Origin of the sequence: Candidatus Nitronereus thalassa (assembly GCF_032191465.1) — a bacterium.
GTDB lineage: Bacteria > Nitrospirota > Nitrospiria > Nitrospirales > UBA8639 > Nitronereus > Nitronereus thalassa.
Window position 1 is genome coordinate 154310 of the sequence record NZ_JAQOUE010000002.1, and the last position, 17641, is coordinate 171950.

Annotated in this window: 13 protein-coding genes, 4 tRNA genes and 1 pseudogene; 1 reads left to right on the forward strand and 17 read right to left on the reverse strand. The window is 48.8% G+C overall.

Going from position 1 to position 17641, the window contains the following annotated elements; genetic code table 11:
• Positions 1-115 precede the first annotated feature (115 nt).
• From rpsG to PPG34_RS16090, 16 genes and pseudogenes are all read right to left on the reverse strand, one after another.
• Positions 116-586, reverse strand: a complete 471-nt coding sequence (rpsG, locus tag PPG34_RS16015; protein ID WP_313834450.1) for a 30S ribosomal protein S7 — start codon at positions 584-586, stop codon at positions 116-118.
• 60 nt (positions 587-646) lie between these two features.
• A complete protein-coding gene (rpsL, locus tag PPG34_RS16020; RefSeq protein ID WP_313834451.1) occupies positions 647-1018 on the reverse strand; it encodes a 30S ribosomal protein S12 in 372 nt (123 codons plus the stop codon).
• A gap of 123 nt (positions 1019-1141) precedes the next feature.
• Positions 1142-5317 (reverse strand): DNA-directed RNA polymerase subunit beta', encoded by a 4176-nt coding sequence (gene rpoC / locus PPG34_RS16025; protein ID WP_420888107.1) that lies wholly within the window; start codon positions 5315-5317, stop codon positions 1142-1144.
• Positions 5318-5367: 50 nt separating this feature from the next.
• Positions 5368-9336, reverse strand: a complete 3969-nt coding sequence (gene rpoB, locus PPG34_RS16030; protein ID WP_313834452.1) for a DNA-directed RNA polymerase subunit beta — start codon at positions 9334-9336, stop codon at positions 5368-5370.
• 69 nt (positions 9337-9405) lie between these two features.
• A complete protein-coding gene (rplL, locus tag PPG34_RS16035) occupies positions 9406-9804 on the reverse strand; it encodes a 50S ribosomal protein L7/L12 (RefSeq protein WP_313834898.1) in 399 nt (132 codons plus the stop codon).
• Positions 9805-9831: 27 nt separating this feature from the next.
• Positions 9832-10338 (reverse strand): annotated as a pseudogene (rplJ, locus tag PPG34_RS16040) (50S ribosomal protein L10); the annotation flags it as partial.
• A gap of 22 nt (positions 10339-10360) precedes the next feature.
• Positions 10361-11062 (reverse strand): 50S ribosomal protein L1, encoded by a 702-nt coding sequence (gene rplA, locus PPG34_RS16045; protein WP_313834453.1) that lies wholly within the window; start codon positions 11060-11062, stop codon positions 10361-10363.
• A gap of 24 nt (positions 11063-11086) precedes the next feature.
• Positions 11087-11512 (reverse strand): 50S ribosomal protein L11, encoded by a 426-nt coding sequence (gene rplK, locus PPG34_RS16050; RefSeq protein WP_313834454.1) that lies wholly within the window; start codon positions 11510-11512, stop codon positions 11087-11089.
• A 98-nt stretch (positions 11513-11610) separates the two neighbouring features.
• The gene (nusG, locus tag PPG34_RS16055; RefSeq protein ID WP_313834455.1) at positions 11611-12150 is read right to left on the reverse strand and encodes a transcription termination/antitermination protein NusG; all 540 of its coding nucleotides are present in this window, start codon (positions 12148-12150) and stop codon (positions 11611-11613) included.
• A gap of 24 nt (positions 12151-12174) precedes the next feature.
• Entirely contained in the window at positions 12175-12366 is a 192-nt protein-coding gene (secE, locus tag PPG34_RS16060) for a preprotein translocase subunit SecE (protein WP_313834456.1), read from the reverse strand.
• 66 nt (positions 12367-12432) lie between these two features.
• Positions 12433-12508, reverse strand: a tRNA-Trp gene (locus tag PPG34_RS16065).
• A gap of 29 nt (positions 12509-12537) precedes the next feature.
• Complete coding sequence (gene rpmG / locus PPG34_RS16070) at positions 12538-12687, reverse strand: 50S ribosomal protein L33 (RefSeq protein WP_313834457.1); 150 nt, start codon at positions 12685-12687, stop codon at positions 12538-12540.
• Positions 12688-12732: 45 nt separating this feature from the next.
• The gene (tuf, locus tag PPG34_RS16075; protein ID WP_313834448.1) at positions 12733-13938 is read right to left on the reverse strand and encodes an elongation factor Tu; all 1206 of its coding nucleotides are present in this window, start codon (positions 13936-13938) and stop codon (positions 12733-12735) included.
• A gap of 110 nt (positions 13939-14048) precedes the next feature.
• Positions 14049-14124: transfer RNA gene (locus tag PPG34_RS16080), tRNA-Thr, on the reverse strand.
• Positions 14125-14210: 86 nt separating this feature from the next.
• A tRNA-Gly gene (locus PPG34_RS16085) sits at positions 14211-14285 on the reverse strand.
• 97 nt (positions 14286-14382) lie between these two features.
• Positions 14383-14467, reverse strand: a tRNA-Tyr gene (locus tag PPG34_RS16090).
• A 442-nt stretch (positions 14468-14909) separates the two neighbouring features.
• Here PPG34_RS16090 and PPG34_RS16095 point away from each other — a divergent pair.
• Positions 14910-15398, forward strand: a complete 489-nt coding sequence (locus PPG34_RS16095) for a DUF192 domain-containing protein (protein WP_313834458.1) — start codon at positions 14910-14912, stop codon at positions 15396-15398.
• A gap of 43 nt (positions 15399-15441) precedes the next feature.
• Here PPG34_RS16095 and PPG34_RS16100 read toward each other — a convergent pair whose 3' ends face one another.
• Positions 15442-17637 (reverse strand): RelA/SpoT family protein, encoded by a 2196-nt coding sequence (locus PPG34_RS16100; protein ID WP_313834459.1) that lies wholly within the window; start codon positions 17635-17637, stop codon positions 15442-15444.
• Positions 17638-17641 lie beyond the last annotated feature (4 nt).

Genomic DNA, 17641 nt, shown 5'->3' on the forward strand with positions numbered 1-17641 from the left:
AAAGCACACAAATGCTGTAGCGGCACCCTCACCTTCACGACCCCCAATAAAAAATAAAATAAGGAATACGTTAGGGCATTACAGGGTGTGCCCAACTACAGCACCATCCCACAAGTCACCAACGATAATGAGCAAACGCCCGATTCGCTTCAGCCATTCGATGCGTTTCATCACGCTTCTTAACTGCAGCACCGGCGCTATTGGCCGCATCCATTAATTCAGCGGCAAGCTTCTCTTCCATACTACGACCAGACCGAGAAAGCGCACTCTGCTTAATCCAGCGAAAGGCGAGCGCCATCTGCCGAACCGGACGAATTTCAACAGGAACCTGGTACGAAGCACCACCCACCCGACGAGACTTCACCTCCACCATCGGCTTCACATTACCGAGGGCGGCATGAAATACTTTCAGTGGATCACCACCCGTCTTTGATTCCACCATTTCAAAGGCGCCATAACATACTGCCTGGGCCGTACTCTTCTTTCCACGACTCATCAATATATTGATAAATTTCCCGACCAAAGCGTCGCGAAACTTTGAATCTGGGGGTGGTGTTCTATGCCCTGCGCTTTGTCCACGTGCCATAATTTATTCACTTACTCCTAAAAACATGATCAACAAACCAAGGAACCACACAAGTCTAAGCTACTTTGGCTTCTTGGCCCCATACTTGGATCGGCCTTGTTTTCGATTGGCCACACCCACAGCATCCAACGCACCACGAACCAAATGATATCGTACACCTGGCAAATCCTTCACACGGCCTCCACGAAGAAGCACGATAGAATGCTCCTGAAGGTTATGCCCCATACCTGGAATATAGGTGGTCACCTCCACCCCAGTCGTCAAACGAACCCTCGCAACTTTTCGCAAAGCCGAATTCGGCTTCTTTGGTGTCGTGGTATACACCCGCAAGCAGACCCCACGTCGTTGCGGACAGCGATTCAAGGCCGGGCTTTTACTTTTAAATTTTGGGGCCTTTCGACCTTTACGAACCAACTGATTCACTGTCGGCATAAGTGCCTCTCTTTTCGCTACTTAAGTGTTCATTGAATCTAACACACAGGTGGCGGGCAACCGGCGGATTGTAATGAAACAATCACTCTAGTGTCAATAGAAAACCATGCGATTCAAAAACATTTATGATGTTTGCGTCTGTAATTCTTTCCCACCTTCAACAGCCATTGATTCTGAGTCACTTCCTGGGTCCGATTCTAGAACATCTTCAACCGGCCTTGGAACAAACGTTTCACGATATTCTGAAAATCCTGTCCCTGCTGGAATAAGACGTCCAACAATAACATTTTCCTTCAACCCACGGAGATCGTCGACACGACCATTGATAGCCGCCTCGGTCAACACCCTAGTCGTTTCCTGGAATGATGCCCCGGAGATAAAGCTGTCTGTGCTCAACGAGGCTTTAGTAATACCCAGCAACACGGGTTTTCCGATCGCAGGCTGGCCGCCCTCCGCTAATACTCGTTGATTCTCATCCATGAAAGAAAATCTTCCGACCTGTGCACCGGGCAAGAAACTCGCATCGCCAGGATCTTCAATTCTGATTTTCTTGAGCATTTGTCGTGCAATGACTTCGATATGCTTATCGTTAATGGAAACACCCTGCAACCGATAGACTTCTTGAACTTGATTCACTAAATAGCGCTGCAATTCACGAGGGCCCAAGACCGCGAGTATGTCATGCGGATTGGCCGAACCATCCATCAATGGCTCTCCAGCCCGAACCCAATCTCCTTCGTGTACATTGACATGTTTCCCACGAGGAATAAAATATTCCTTCACATCACCCATTTTGTTATCAACGGTCACTTTCCGCAATCCTTTGACAAATCCACCAAAAGAAACTTCCCCGTCGATTTCACTTATCACAGCTTGCTCTTTGGGTTTTCTGGCTTCGAACAGTTCTGCCACGCGAGGCAAACCACCAGTGATATCCTTGGTCTTTGTAGTTTCTCGAGGAATCTTGGCCAACACATCTCCAGGAAAGACGATTGATCCTTTTTCAACAAAAAGATGGGCGCCCACAGGCAAAAGGTATCGAGCCTGCGACCCTGCCGAGGGCAACTTGGCCGTTTTTCCAGATTCATCTTTAATCGAAATACGTGGGCGAAGGTTCGTCCCGGCCTGTTCAATCACGACCTTCCGGGACATGCCAGTGATTTCATCCACCTCTTCCTTCATGGTGACACCATCGGTGATATCACCATAAGCAATCTTTCCGCCCACCTCCGTCAAGATTGTGAGCGAATAAGGATCCCACTCTACAAGCTTCTGCCCAACCGTGACGCGTTCGCCATCCTTGACCTTGATTTTCGCGCCGTACACAACCGGATGTTTTTCGCGTTCACGTCCGGAATCATCATACACCGCGATCTTCGCATTCCGGTTCATTACGACCCATTCCCCCTGCTTATTTTTTACGGCCATGTGGCTGTTATGGAAGTCAGAATTTTTCTTGGCATCAAAGCTTAAGTACTTCAATACACCGTCATGCCGTGACTCCAACACGCTTTGCTCTACAACCTTACTCGCGGTACCGCCTATGTGGAAGGTTCTCATGGTCAACTGAGTCCCAGGTTCACCGATTGATTGTGCTGCAATTACACCCACAGGCTCACCTTTTTCCACCAATCGACCACGGGCCAAATCACGACCATAGCATCTCACACACACTCCCCACCGAGCCTGACAAGTCAACACCGAACGGATTTTAATATGATCAATGCCGGCCTCACTGACAGCCTTAACTTGGAACTCATCCAGTTCGGTATCAGCCTTGACCACCACTTCGCCGGTTAAGGGATCGAGAATGTCTCCAGCGGCCAACCTTCCAAGAATTCGTTCCTCCAAAGGTTCAATTACTTCACCACCTTCCACCAATGCCGAAACTTCAATTCCATCGGTGGTCAGACAATCTTCCTCACTAATAATAACGTCCTGAGCAATATCGACAAGACGCCTGGTCAAATATCCAGAATTCGCGGTTTTTAACGCCGTATCCGCCAACCCTTTTCGTGCACCATGGGTAGAAATAAAATACTGCAACACGGTCAACCCCTCGCGGAAATTTGCGGTAATCGGGGTTTCAATAATTTCACCTGAGGGCTTAGCCATCAAACCACGCATCCCACCAAGCTGACGAATTTGCTGTGAACTACCACGAGCACCGGAGTCCGCCATCATGAAAATTGGATTGAGGGTATCTTCAGGACCCTGACCACCACCAGCACGGATTTCGAGCATCATCTCATTGGCCACCTGCTCACTTACATGAGCCCAAATATCGATAACTTTATTGTATCGTTCACCGTTGGTAATCAACCCTTCGCTATATTGTGACTCCACCTCCCCCACTTCCTTTTTCGCCGCACCGAGCAAGACCTCTTTCTTCGTGGGGATATGCATATTGTCGATACAGATGGACACACCCGCCTTGGTCGCATAAGAGAAACCAAGTTCCTTGAGTTTATCCAGCATGAGGACGGTTTCATGAAGCCCAGCCTTGCGATACACCGCATCGATGAGCTTGGTCATTTCTTTTTTCGTCATAATTTGATTGACGTGCGAGAAATTAATGGATGCCGGCAAAATTTCGCCAAAGATGACTCGACCGACCGTTGTGTCGACTAACTCGTTATTGATACGCACCTTCACACGAGCTTGTTCATCAAGCTCACCAGCGTCGTAAGCAATGCGCACTTCTTCAGCTCCGTATAAGATACGGCCTTCACCTTTGGCCCCTTCCCGCTCCTGCGTAAGCCAATAACACCCCAACACCATATCCTGAGAAGGAATAGCCAACGGACGACCATTAGCAGGTGACAGCACATTATTCGTCGACATCATCAAGACCCGGGCTTCGATTTGAGCCTCAACGGACAAGGGCACATGAACAGCCATTTGGTCACCGTCAAAGTCAGCATTGAAGGCCGCGCAGACCAAAGGATGGAGGCGAATCGCTTTTCCTTCGACTAAGACTGGATCAAAGGCTTGCATACCCAGTCGATGCAAAGTTGGCGCACGGTTGAGAATCACAGGATGCTCACGGATAACTTCATCCAACACATCCCACACTTCTGGACGCTCCTTCTCCACCAGTCGCTTTGCGCTTTTAATGGTTGTGGCTGCGCCTCGCTCCTCCAATTTATGGAAGATAAAGGGTTTGAATAACTCGAGCGCCATCTTCTTGGGCAGACCACATTGATTCAACTTCAGCTCAGGCCCTACGACGATCACGGACCGCCCCGAATAATCGACCCGTTTTCCTAAGAGATTTTGACGGAATCTTCCCTGTTTCCCCTTCAACATATCGCTCAAGGATTTGAGGGGTCGCTTATTCGCACCACGAATCGTCCGTCCACGCCGACCATTATCAAAGAGCGCATCCACGGCTTCCTGCAACATACGCATTTCATTGCGAATGATGACACCTGGCGCTTTCAATTCGACTAATCGCTTCAATCGGTTATTTCGATTAATGACGCGACGATAAAGATCATTCAAATCAGAGGTCGCAAACCGACCGCCATCGAGAGGCACCAAGGGACGAAGTTCCGGAGGAAGCACCGGGATGACATCCATAATCATCCACTCCGGTTTATTTCCGGATTTATGGAAGGCCTCTATCACTTTCAGGCGCTTTGTAAGTTTTTTGCTCAGCGCGATGGAGGTGGTTGCCTTGACTTTTTCATGCCGCTCATTCCACAGGCCTTCGATATCGACCTTTCGCAATAATTCACGAATGGCTTCAGCGCCAATTCCCACACGAAATCCCTGGGAACCGTATTCATCAAATAATTCACGATACCGCTCCTCCGTGAGAAGCTCATTTTCTTTCAGTGGCGTGTCTCCTGGATCAAGCACCACATAAGCCTCGAAATACAGTATTTTCTCCAATTGCTTGAGACTCATATCCAACAGAATCCCAATACGACTCGGCACCCCTTTTAAAAACCAAATATGGGCAACCGAAGCCGCAAGCTCAATATGCCCCATACGCTCACGACGAACTTTGGATTGGATCACCTCGACACCGCACTTGTCACAAACAATGCCTCGATGCTTCATCCGCTTATATTTTCCACAATTACATTCCCAATCCTTTGTCGGGCCAAAGATTTTGGCGCAAAACAACCCGTCTTTTTCCGGCTTAAAGGATCGGTAATTAATCGTTTCGGGTTTTTTTACTTCCCCATAGGACCACGAACGGATTTTCTCTGGTGAAGCAATTCGAATACGCATCGCATCAAAGGACACGGCATCGCGTGGCTTTTCAAACAGCGCATAAATGCTTTCCAAGTTTCGACCCTCCTAGTTAAACACCCGTGTTAAATTCTTTTAACACGAATCTATTCAGTGGATTTCATTAACTCGACATCGAGTCCAAGACTCTGGAGCTCTTTGACCAACACGTTGAAGGACTCTGGCAATCCAGGCTCCAAGAAATTTTCGCCTTTCACAATCGCCTCATACATACGCGAGCGACCCGGGACATCATCAGATTTCACGGTAAGAAATTCCTGCAAGGTGGAGGCGGCTCCATAGGCTTGCAATGCCCAGACCTCCATTTCCCCCAAACGCTGCCCCCCGAATTGCGCTTTACCACCCAACGGTTGCTGGGTGACCAGAGAATAGGGACCAATGGAACGCGCATGAATTTTATCATCAACCAAGTGATGTAATTTCATCATATACACATAGCCAACCGTCACAGGGCTTTTAAACGGTTCTCCAGAGCGACCGTCATACACCACGGATTGGCCATTTTGAGGCAGCCCCGCCTTCTTTAAGAGTTCCTTAATTTCCGGTTCCGTAGCTCCATCAAAGACCGGACTGGCCACGTGAAGACCCAAGGCACTAGCCGCCCACCCGAGATGAGTTTCTAGGATTTGCCCTACGTTCATACGAGAAGGTACGCCCAATGGGTTCAGAACAATTTCTAATGGCGTGCCATCAGGAAGATACGGCATATCTTCTTCAGGAAGAATCCGCGACACCACACCTTTATTTCCATGCCGACCCGCCATTTTATCGCCGACGGAAATTTTCCGTTTAATCGCCAGGTATACCTTGACTAATTTGATGACACCGGGAGGCAACTCATCACCACGACGAAGTCTTCCAACCTTTTCATCATAATAGGTTTGGAGGATTTCAATTTGATCCTTCGCTGCCCGTTCAATATCTTCAAGCTTCTTGTGTTCTTCCGCATCACCAAGAATCACTCGACGGACATCATCATCGGACAATTTCCGCAACACATCCGCGGTAATTTTTCCCTTTTTCTTCAAAATGACATCGCCGTTATCGTGATCCATAAGATCACGCCCCACGACTTGCCCCAACAGGAGCTTACGAAGACGCTTATTGCGTTCTTCTTCGATGATTCGAAGTTCATCTTGATAATTTCGCTCGATCTTTACCCGATCCTGAGATTCAATGTTCTTGGATCGCTCATCCTTATCAATACCCTTACGGGAAAAGATTTTGACATCAACGACAATTCCTTCAATGCCAGGAGGCACCTGAAGCGAAGTATCCTTCACATCGCCAGCTTTTTCGCCAAAGATCGCTCGCAATAATTTTTCTTCCGGGGTGAGTTGGGTTTCCCCTTTGGGAGTCACCTTTCCGACCAAGATATCCCCAGGCTTCACTTCGGCCCCAATCCGCACAATCCCACTTTCATCAAGGTTCCGCAGTGCTTCCTCACCCAAGTTGGGTATATCCCGTGTAATTTCCTCTTTTCCTAATTTGGTATCGCGAGCTTCAACTTCAAACTCTTCAATATGAATAGACGTGAAGGTATCATCCCGCACGAGTTTTTCACTCAGCAAAATTGCATCCTCGAAGTTGTACCCACCCCACGGCATAAATCCCACCAACACATTTTTCCCAAGTGCCAATTCTCCACGATCTATGGATGGGCCATCTGCCAACACCTGCCCAACCTTAACGGGTTGACCAACACGAACCACAGGGGTCTGCGTCACACAAGTATTTTGGTTCGTACGTTGGAACTTCACCAAGTCATAGGTATCCAAAAATCTGCCACTCTTGCGTTTGGGATCATCCTTCTTACCCAATTCCGTTCTGACGACAATCCGCCTTGCATCCACACTCTCGACAACACCGTCGCGACGGGCCTGCTCAACATACCCAGAATCACGCGCGACAACCGCTTCCATCCCCGTTCCCACCAGAGGTGCTTCGCTCTGAAGTAACGGGACGGCTTGCCGTTGCATGTTCGAACCCATCAAGGCCCGGTTGGCGTCATCATGCTCGAGAAAGGGAATTAACGCTGTGGCCACACTGACAACCTGCTTAGGCGATACGTCGACATAATCAACTTTATCAGGATCAGTGGTCACAAACTCACCTTGCGACCGAGCAGTTACAGCCTCGGAGATCAACTTTCCACTTTCGTCAATTTTCGAATTTGCCTGAGCGATGATATACCGCTCCCCTTCCAAAGGAGAGAGAAATTCAACTTCGTCTACCACCCGCCCCTTACGTACCTTTCGAAATGGCGCTTCAATAAATCCAAATTCATTGATACGCGCATATGTGGCCAAAGAGGTAATCAAACCAATATTAGGTCCTTCTGGGGTTTCAATTGGACAAATTCGACTGTAGTGAGACGGATGCACGTCGCGAACCTCGAAGCCCGCGCGTTCTCGAGTCAAGCCCCCAGGTCCCAAAGCTGACAAGCGACGCTTGTGAGTGATTTCGGCTAATGGATTGGTTTGATCCATGAACTGAGACAACTGACTACCAGCAAAAAACTCCTTGATAGCCGCCACAATAGGCTTTGCGTTAATCAAATCATGAGGAAGGACCGTCTCCATATCCAAGAGATTCATGCGCTCCTTGATACTTCGCTCCATACGAGCAAGTCCCAACCGAATCTGATTTTCCAAAAGTTCACCCACCGAGCGCACACGACGGTTTCCTAAATGGTCGATATCGTCAACATCCCCCTTGCCCATTTTCAACTCAACCAAACAACGCACAACTTCCGTCACATCCTGCGAGGTCAGGACACGTTGATCGAGTGAATGATCCAAGCCAAACCGGCTATTCATTTTCAAGCGCCCAACCGGGGACAGATCATATCGTTTAGGATTTAAAAACAGATTTTCAAAAAGAAGTTTGGCAGAATCAATCGAAGGCATTTCCCCAGGCCTAAGCCGCTTGTAAATCTCCACCCAGGCCTCTTCTTTGGAGGTCGTTTTCTCGGCATCCAGGGTATCCAAAATCACTGGTGTGGTCGCCGAACTATCCAGGTATATGACTTTGAAACTTTCAATTGAACTTTCCAGAATTTTTTCGACAATGGGCAATGTCAGCCGTTGATTTTTTTCGAGGAGCACTTCGCCACTTTTGGTATCTACAATTTCTGTCAACACCGCACGCCCCAAAAGTTCATCCGGCTTTACAGGAATTTCCTTTATACCGGCGCCGGTAAGTTTGGCCATGACACCCTTGGTTAAACGACTACCTTCTTTGACTAAAGGCTCTTTTCCGCCTTTTTCAAAGACATCAGCCGTCGCACGAAGCCCTGTATGCAGATCCGCATCAAGCTTGCGCATGAACTGCCCACTTACCACGCGGATTTCTTCCACGGGATAATACATTTTCAGCAGATCATCCGTTGAAAGACCAAAGGCTTTTAACAAGATCGTAGCTGGCATTTTTCGGCGCCGATCGATTCGAACATACAAAATATCCCGGGCGTCAAACTCAAAATCTAACCATGAGCCCCGATAGGGAATAATACGCGCGGAAAAAAGTATTTTTCCGCTGGAGTGAGTCCTCCCCTTATCATGACTGAACGAAGCCCCAGGAGAACGATGCAATTGGCTAACAACAACGCGCTCCGTTCCATTAATGATAAAAGTCCCTCGATCCGTCATGAGCGGGAGTTCGCCGACATAGACCTCCTGTTCACGAACATCGAGCACCTTTCCCTTAACGCTCTTATCTTGACTATCAAAAACCACCAAACGAATGCGCAGTTTCATTGGCGCAGCCAAAGTCATGCCTTGCTCTAAACATTCACGCACATCATATTTTGGCGTACCAAGGGTGTAACTAGTAAATTCAAGAAGTGCCGTGTTGTTGTAATCAGAAATCGGAAAGACACTCATCAAGGCGGCTTGCAGACCTTTTTCGGCGCGCCGCTCAGAGTCAGCATCTTGTTGCAGAAAATCTTCGTATGATCGTTTTTGCACTTCGACCAGATCCGGGATGTCAATCCTCGATGGAATTTTGGCAAAATCCATCCGCTTGATAATTCCCGGCAATATTGGTTGCGGCATAGTCGGCTCCTTGGACATCAATTCAGGTTAGACAGCTCTTCATGAGCAAACAGGAAACTTCCGTCCACCTTATTTGATTTCTACTGTCGCTCCAACATCGGTCAATTTCTTTTTAATCGTTTCAGATTCATCTTTGTCCGCGCCTTCCTTCACAGGCTTTGGCGCACCCTCAACTAGGTCCTTGGCCTCTTTTAGACCCAACCCTGTGATCTCACGAACCACTTTGATGACTTGAATCTTTTTATCTGCTGGAACACCTGTCAGGACCACATCAAACGAATCCTTTTCCTCCACCGCTGCCGCTGGCGCTGCGGCTCCAGGCGCCGCCGCAACTGCCACCGGCGCCGCCGCCGTGACGCCAAATTTCTCCTCGAACCCCTTAACTAATTCCGAAAGCTCCAATACGGTCATACTTCCCACCGCACTGAGAATGTCCTCTTTTGAAAGTTTTGCCTCTGTCGCTGCCATTGAATCATCTCCTTTCTTTGTTTCTTGAATTGCGGCCAACACCGCCACAAACCCACGAAGAATGCCTTGCATAACCCCAGCCAGCCCGCGCATCGGGCCTTGCATGGCGGAAAGCAACATGGATAGCAAGACTTCCTTGGAAGGTAAATCTGCTGTGGCCATGAGTTGGGCGGAATCGAGGGTGTTCCCCTCCAACACTCCGCCTCGCCATAATATTTTTTCATCACATTTTTCTGCTTTAATAAAATCTCGTAAAATTTTTGTCGGCAGCACCGGATCATCGTAGCCAATCACGAGGGCCACTTGCCCTTTAAATAAGGTTGTAACCGGCACCAATGACGTGCCTTCTGCCGCTCGCTTAGCGATGGTATTTTTCACGACTTTCAATTCAGCCTTTGCACCACGAAGCTGATGCCTCAATTGCGTCACCTGGTTGACCGGCATACCGCCACATTCTGTTACGACGGCCAATTTGGCTTTCGAAAACTTTTCGTGTAGGTCGGCGACTGCCGTTACTTTGTCTTCCTTTTTCATTCAAGGCTCCTTCCCAACCACATCAATCAAACTGCCGCGCAATTGCCCCACATTCAAGTTGAATTCCTGGCCCCATGGTGCTGCACATGGTTGCTCCCTTGATATACTTGCCTTTGCTTGAGGATGGCTTAGCCTTCATCAAAGAACTAAACACGGCCTGGGCATTTTGGGTAATTTTCTCGCCCCCAAAAGACACTTTCCCAATAGGGACATGGACAATCCCAGCCTTGTCGACCTTATACTCCACGCGGCCTTTTCGGATTTCCTCGATGGCTTTCCCCACCTCAAAAGTCACGGTTCCGGTCTTCGGGTTCGGCATCAGCCCTCTTGGGCCGAGCACTTTTCCCAATTTACCCACGGAAGCCATGAGATCAGGCGTCGCAATGGCTTGATCAAATTCAAGCCAGCCACCTTTCACTTTTTCCAGCAGATCGTCAGAGCCAACAAAATCGGCTCCCGCCTGCTTAGCTTCCTGCTCTTTTTCCCCTTTAGCAAAAACTAAAATTCTCACTTTTTTTCCGGTTCCATGCGGAAGCAGCGTGGTCCCACGAACCATCTGGTCGGCTCGCTTCGGATCAACGCCTAGGCGAACAGCCAGCTCCACGGTTTCATCAAACTTGGCGGTGGCGGTTTCCTTGACCAAATCACCAGCCGCTTGTAAGTCGTACAATTTCGGCTCGACTTTCGCCGCAGCGTTTTGAAATTTCTTTCCCACTGCCATCACTCCTATAAAAAATAACCTTGAATATTAGTCCGCAACTGTAATGCCCATGCTTCGAGCCGTGCCTTCAATAATTTTCACGGCGCCCTCAATATTCAGCGCATTCAAATCCGTCATTTTCTGCTTTGAAATTTCCAGCAATTGGGCTCTCGAAATTTGCCCTACCTTGTCTTTTTGTGGAACCCCAGACCCTTTAATGATCCCGGCGGCTTTTTTTAATAAATCCGTGGCTGGCGGCGTCTTCGTAATAAAGGTAAAACTTCGATCTTTATAGACCGAGATCACTACCGGAATGACACTTCCTTCCTGCTTTTGAGTCTTTGCATTAAATTGCTTACAAAATTCCATGATATTGAGTCCATGCTGACCCAACGACGGACCCACTGGAGGCGCGGGATTGGCTTTCCCCGCAGGAATTTGCAATTTAATTTGAGTAATGACCTCCTTCGCCATATCGTACTCTCTTTCCTAACCAGACGGTTAACTATGCCGTTCAGCCTTTGTTAGAGGCTACCAATTTTCTTTTGGATCATTCGTGAACGATTACAAAATCACCCAGCACGCTCAATTTGAGAAAAGGCCAATTCCACAGGAGTCGACCGCCCAAAGATGCTGACCAACGCCTTGACACGACTATGATCAGGATCCACGTCATCCACCATCCCATTGAATCCCATAAACGGCCCATCAATAATTCGCACGTTATCGCCCTTCGAAAAGAACACCTGTTCGCGGGGGGCAGTAGCACCAGATTCAATTTGCTTAAGAATTGAGTCCGCCTCTTCACTGGTCAAAGGAATGGGAGTCGTTCCACCTCCGACAAATCCCGTCACTTTCGGCGTGTCCTTGATCATCATCACTGTTTCATCTTTAACAGGAGCCTCCAACTCTACGAGCACATACCCTGGGAAAAACTTCCGCTTCGATGCCCTCCGCTTCCCATCCTTAATCTCAATGACATCTTCCGTTGGAACGAGCACTTGGCCAAGCTCCTCCTGGAGCCCCATTTGCGTCGCCCGCTCTCCCAGGGAAGCCCTTACCCGACCCTCATAGCCAGCGTAGGTATGTATGACGTACCAATTTTTGGCCATCGCATAGACCTCAAATGACTCTGTTTAAAGTATGCGGCTGACAAGCCACACTAAAATTGAATCCACAAAAGAAAGATATAAAGACATGATGACACAAAACACCACGACAACCGAGGTGGACCCAATAGTCTCGTCGCGAGTGGGATAGGTAACCTTTTTCAATTCAGCTTTAACTTCCGATAAAAACTCAGTAATCCTGCCCCATAATTTACGCACAACACTTCTCCTCCAGCCCAAACACACTCCGCCAACTTCCTACCCAGGCCGCCTCCATCAACAGAGTGGCAGGGGCACCAGGACTCGAACCCGGACCATCGGTTTTGGAGACCGACATGCTAGCCATTGACACCATGCCCCTTCGCTTTCGACTGCCCAAGATTACCCATCCTATTTTACTTCCTTATGAGGAACATGCTTTCGGCAAAATCGACAATACTTCTTTCTCTCCAAACGATCCGGATCATTTTTTTTATTCTTCATCGTCGAATAGTTTCGCCGCTTACATTCACCACAAGCCAAAGAAATTATGACCCGCATGGCCCCACCACCTTTCCAGAAATATCAAACAACTCTGACGCCCTGTTATGCCAAAATTTCCGTCACCACGCCGGCGCCCACCGTGCGCCCACCTTCACGAACCGCAAACCGCAACCCCTGTTCCATCGCAATCGGCGAGATCAACTCTCCCGTAAACGTCGTGTTGTCCCCCGGCATCACCATCTCCACCCCTTCATTCAATTGCACGATCCCCGTCACATCCGTCGTGCGGAAATAAAACTGCGGACGATAACCATTGAAAAACGGGGTATGCCGCCCCCCTTCTTCCTTGGTCAACACATACACCTCAGCCTTAAACTTCGTATGTGGAGTGATACTCTTCGGCTTGGCTAACACCATGCCCCGCTCCACTTCGTCTTTTTTGGTGCCCCGCAATAACGCCCCAATATTATCCCCCGCTTGCCCGTCATCTAAGACTTTCCGGAACATTTCCACCCCAGTCACGGTGGTGGTTTGTGTGTTGCCTAACCCGACAATTTCAATTTCATCGCCCACCTTCACTCGCCCCCGCTCCACCCGGCCCGTGACCACGGTCCCACGGCCACTGATGGTAAACACATCTTCGATGGGCATCAGGAAGGGTTTATCAATGGCGCGCTCGGGAGTAGGAATGTAGGTGTCAATCGCTTCCAAGAGCTTTATGATGGAAGGTACGCCGATGTCACTGGTGTCCCCTTCGATGGCTTTGATGGCCGAGCCCGTAATAATGGGCACGTCATCGCCGGGGAATTGATACTTCGAGAGCAATTCCCGCACTTCCAGCTCCACTAATTCCAACAGCTCGGGATCTTCGACTTTATCCGCTTTGTTTAAAAAGACGACGATATAGGGCACCCCCACTTGCCGGGCCAACAGAATATGTTCGCGGGTTTGCGGCATGGGCCCATCAGCAGCCGATACCACGAGGATGGCGCCATCCATTTGGGCCGCCCCGGTTATCATGTTCTTGACGTAGTCGGCATGCCCCGGACAGTCCACATGCGCGTAATGCCGATTGTCGCTTTCATATTCCACATGCGAGATGGCTATGGTCAGGATTTTGGTCGGATCCCGTCGCCCTTGCGATTCACTCGCCTTGGCCACTTGATCATAGGAGACATAGTTGGCCATCCCCTTATCCCCCATCACCTTCGTTAAGGCTGAGGTCAGGGTCGTCTTCCCATGGTCAACGTGCCCAATCGTCCCCACATTCAAATGCGGCTTCTTCCGATCAAATTTCGACTTCGCCATCTGCCCCTCCCAGGGTTCTTTCTCATCCAGGAACCCATAGACACATCCCTGGCCGTTAGCTAAACGTGAGAATGTAAATTTTTCTAAAAATTATGATTCAATCGAAACCGTGGAGCCCACGACGCGGATCGAACGCGTGACCTCGTCCTTACCAAGGACGTGCTCTGCCAACTGAGCTACGTGGGCCTCGGCATAATTCAAAAAGCTGGGACCAAATCGACAATCAAACATCTACGCTTATAGGCCCTTGGTATTCCCATTCACGAAAGTATTGGAGCGGGAGACGGGATTTGAACCCGCGACAGCCAGCTTGGAAGGCTGGAACTCTACCACTGAGCTACTCCCGCCACGGTTTACATATGTGTTCTTCTTGAACGGCTTCATAACCAAACAGACAAATTTTCGTGCAACCACTCCCTACCCAATCTCTCGCCAGCAAAAAAATGGTGGGCAGGCAAGGATTCGAACCTTGGAAGCCGATGGCAGCAGATTTACAGTCTGCCCCCTTTGTCCACTCGGGTACCTGCCCATTTTACATCTACACTTTTTGGCAGTCTGCCCTTAAGTCATCAAAAGATTAAGGGAAATAGTCAATAGAAAAGGTGGGATGCGATAAAGGCAAAACCCTTCTCCCTCCTGCATTCCTACAGGTAAGAACTAGGGCTCAATAAGAATTTTGACTTACGAAACCGCCCACGGGTCGATCCCAACAAACGGTGCATTATAGAGACAGGACATACAATCGTCAAGATAGTTTGATGGGAAACATGAGTGACTATTTTTAAGGGAAAAGTGATCTCAAGATGACCAAGAAATAATACTGAGGTAAATATACATAAATCAATATTATTTTAAAAAAGCGGCCAGGGGTTTTAGGCAACCCGATCACCATTGCCAATTACCCCCTAGCATTTTTCACTGAGAAGAAGTTATATAGAGCTAGGTATAAGCATCTTACTGATTGGAAGCACATGACAGGACAGAAAAAAATTCTGATCGTATTTGCACTGGCTGTTTTTGAATTTGCAGGCTCCCTATCTGTTTTGGCTTCACCCCCATCTCCACCACCCAAGTTAAACCCAGGGCTCGCCACCATTCAAACACCCGATGGCTTCACTATTTATGCAGAAATAGCCAACACCCCCGATCAAAGATCCCAAGGATTAATGTATCGCACACGATTAGCCCCAGATCGAGGTATGCTGTTCACCTTCCCAGAACCCGGGATTTGGACTTTCTGGATGAAAAACACCAAAATGGCTCTAGATATGCTTTGGCTCGATGAGAAGGGTGTTATTGTTCACATTCAACATGCGGCTCCGATCTGCGAACGGAAAGACAATCTCTGTCCCCGGTACCGCTCCAATAAACCGGCCGTCGCAGTATTGGAATTGGGTCCAGGCCGATCAAAAACGCTGAACCTCGCACCAGGCAAGAAACTCACCATCGAACTCCCCTGAGGAAATCAGAAGGAATCTATTGTTTTCCTACTGATAGGCATCTCTAACGAGAATCTTCCCACCCTCGAATTCGTTTTGCAGAAATTACCCCTTCGATCCGCCCTACAGCTTCCAAGGTTCGCTCAAGGTGCAAGGCATTCGAGACCTCAATTACAAAATCCAAGACGGCCTTTTGGTCCTCTCTGGTGGTGATTTCGGCTCTACTGATATTGGCTTGGGATGACGAAATGGCCAAAGACACCTTGGCGAGAACTCCCGGTTGATCCACGGTCAATACGCAGACCTTGACTGAATGATTCCCTTCGATATGGCTATCCCATTCCACCTCCACCAATCGATCCTTTTCATAATCCAATGCCTGCAAATTGGGACATCCCAAGGCATGAATGGTCAGGCCGCGACCTCGGGTCAGATATCCCATGATGGAATCCCCAGGAATGGGACTACAACATTTCGACAACTGCATCATGACATCTCGACCACCCAACACCTTCACCGCCTTATTCGGCCTTTTCAATGGAATAGAGTCCGGCGTTTCCCCGCTCCCAGCACCATCGCTCTGCTCTTGAACGGCTGGATCTAAAAATTGATTGACCACATTGGCGGCTGACAACCGTCCATACCCAATCATTCTTGCCATATTATCGAGGGATTCGTAACCACCAGCCAAAGCGACCTGCTCTAACTGATCAGATTTGAGCAACTCAGCCGCCGGCAGATTATGCTGACGAAACTCTCGTTCCAAAAGACGCTGCCCTAACTCGAGTCCACGCTTTTGCTCTTCCACTTTCAGCCAATGTTTGATTTTGGCGCGAGCTCGCGAAGTTCTGACAAACTTGAGCCATTCCCGTTGAGGAGTCTGGGACGACGACGTTAAAATTTCAACGGTATCCCCGCTGCTCAGTTTGTGTCGCAATGGAATAATTTTCCCATTCACCTTGGCCCCGATGCAGTGATCGCCAATTTCGGTATGAATAGAATAGGCAAAATCCAGCGGAGTGGAACCCAAAGGCAACTCCTTCACTTCCCCTTTTGGCGTAAAGGCAAACACAACATCATGGAACACATCTAAATGAAAAAGGTCGAGCTTCACGGAATCCATAAACTGCCGGTTGTCTGATAAATCCCGATGCCATTCCACAAATTGGCGTAACCAACTGAATACCTTTTCATCACGATCCCCGACTCGTGCCTGCTCTTTGTAACGCCAATGCGCAGCCACGCCATACTCGGCAAGACGATGCATCTCTTCGGTTCGAATCTGAAACTCGATATGTTGGCCTTGGGGACCCAACACCGTCGTATGAAGTGATTGATAGAGGTTCGTCCGCGGAGTCGCGATGTAATCTTTAAATCGGCCATGAACCGGAGGCCACAGAGAATGGATCAAACCTAATACCGTATAACAATTCATCTTCGTATCGGTAATGATCCGAATCGCTGCGAGGTCATATACTTCTTCAAAGGTAATGCCTTGTCGTTCCATTTTTTGATGCACGGAATACAAATGCTTTGGCCTTCCCTCGACCTCACCGGTTAATCCTGCAGAAACCAAAGCGTCCTTCGTCGTATGGATGATGGATTCAACATAGGCCTCTCGCTCTTCATCCCGTTTTGCTACCCGGAGCTTGAGCAAACTATAGGCTTCGGGTTTTAAATATTGAAAACATAAGTCCTCCAGCTCTTGCTTCATCCAACTCATACCAAGACGATTCGCTAACGGAGCATAAATCTCCACAGTTTCTTGAGCAATTTGTTTTCGCTTGCTTTCGGACATATGTTCAAGTGTTCTCATGTTGTGCAGACGGTCGGCCAATTTAATAAACACCACACGGATGTCATCAGCCATTGACAACAACATTTTTCGAAAATTTTCAGCCTGCTTTTCTTCATACGTCTGAAAAGGAATCTGCCCAATTTTCGTGACGCCTTCGACCAAATGCGTCACCTCATCGCCAAATTGCGCGCGCAATTCCTCTTGAGTGGCCACGGTATCTTCTAGGGTATCGTGAAGCAGAGCCGCGACAATAGCGGTGACATCTAACTTCAGAAAGGTCAGAATTCCCGCCACCGCTAACGGATGTCGAAGGTAAGGCTCGCCCGACCGCCGAGTTTGTCCTTCATGGGCTTTTGCCGAAAACTCATAGGCACGCCGGATCACAGCCCCATCCGCTTCGGGATGATAGCCTTGAACCTGCTGAATAAGTTGGTCGATCTCTGTAACGATGGTTAACGACATCGCG

What these genes read in the sequence shown, in the direction of transcription:
- rpsG (WP_313834450.1), bottom strand. Translation starts at nt 586, where the DNA reads ATGGCACGTGGACAAAGCGCAGGGCATAGAACACCACCCCCAGATTCA.
- rpsL (WP_313834451.1), bottom strand. Translation starts at nt 1,018, where the DNA reads ATGCCGACAGTGAATCAGTTGGTTCGTAAAGGTCGAAAGGCCCCAAAA.
- rpoB (WP_313834452.1), bottom strand. Translation starts at nt 9,336, where the DNA reads ATGCCGCAACCAATATTGCCGGGAATTATCAAGCGGATGGATTTTGCC.
- rplL (WP_313834898.1), bottom strand. Translation starts at nt 9,804, where the DNA reads ATGGCAGCGACAGAGGCAAAACTTTCAAAAGAGGACATTCTCAGTGCG.
- rplK (WP_313834454.1), bottom strand. Translation starts at nt 11,512, where the DNA reads ATGGCGAAGGAGGTCATTACTCAAATTAAATTGCAAATTCCTGCGGGG.
- nusG (WP_313834455.1), bottom strand. Translation starts at nt 12,150, where the DNA reads ATGGCCAAAAATTGGTACGTCATACATACCTACGCTGGCTATGAGGGT.
- rpmG (WP_313834457.1), bottom strand. Translation starts at nt 12,687, where the DNA reads ATGCGGGTCATAATTTCTTTGGCTTGTGGTGAATGTAAGCGGCGAAAC.
- tuf (WP_313834448.1), bottom strand. Translation starts at nt 13,938, where the DNA reads ATGGCGAAGTCGAAATTTGATCGGAAGAAGCCGCATTTGAATGTGGGG.
- PPG34_RS16095 (WP_313834458.1), top strand. Translation starts at nt 14,910, where the DNA reads ATGACAGGACAGAAAAAAATTCTGATCGTATTTGCACTGGCTGTTTTT.
- PPG34_RS16100 (WP_313834459.1), bottom strand. Translation starts at nt 17,637, where the DNA reads ATGTCGTTAACCATCGTTACAGAGATCGACCAACTTATTCAGCAGGTT.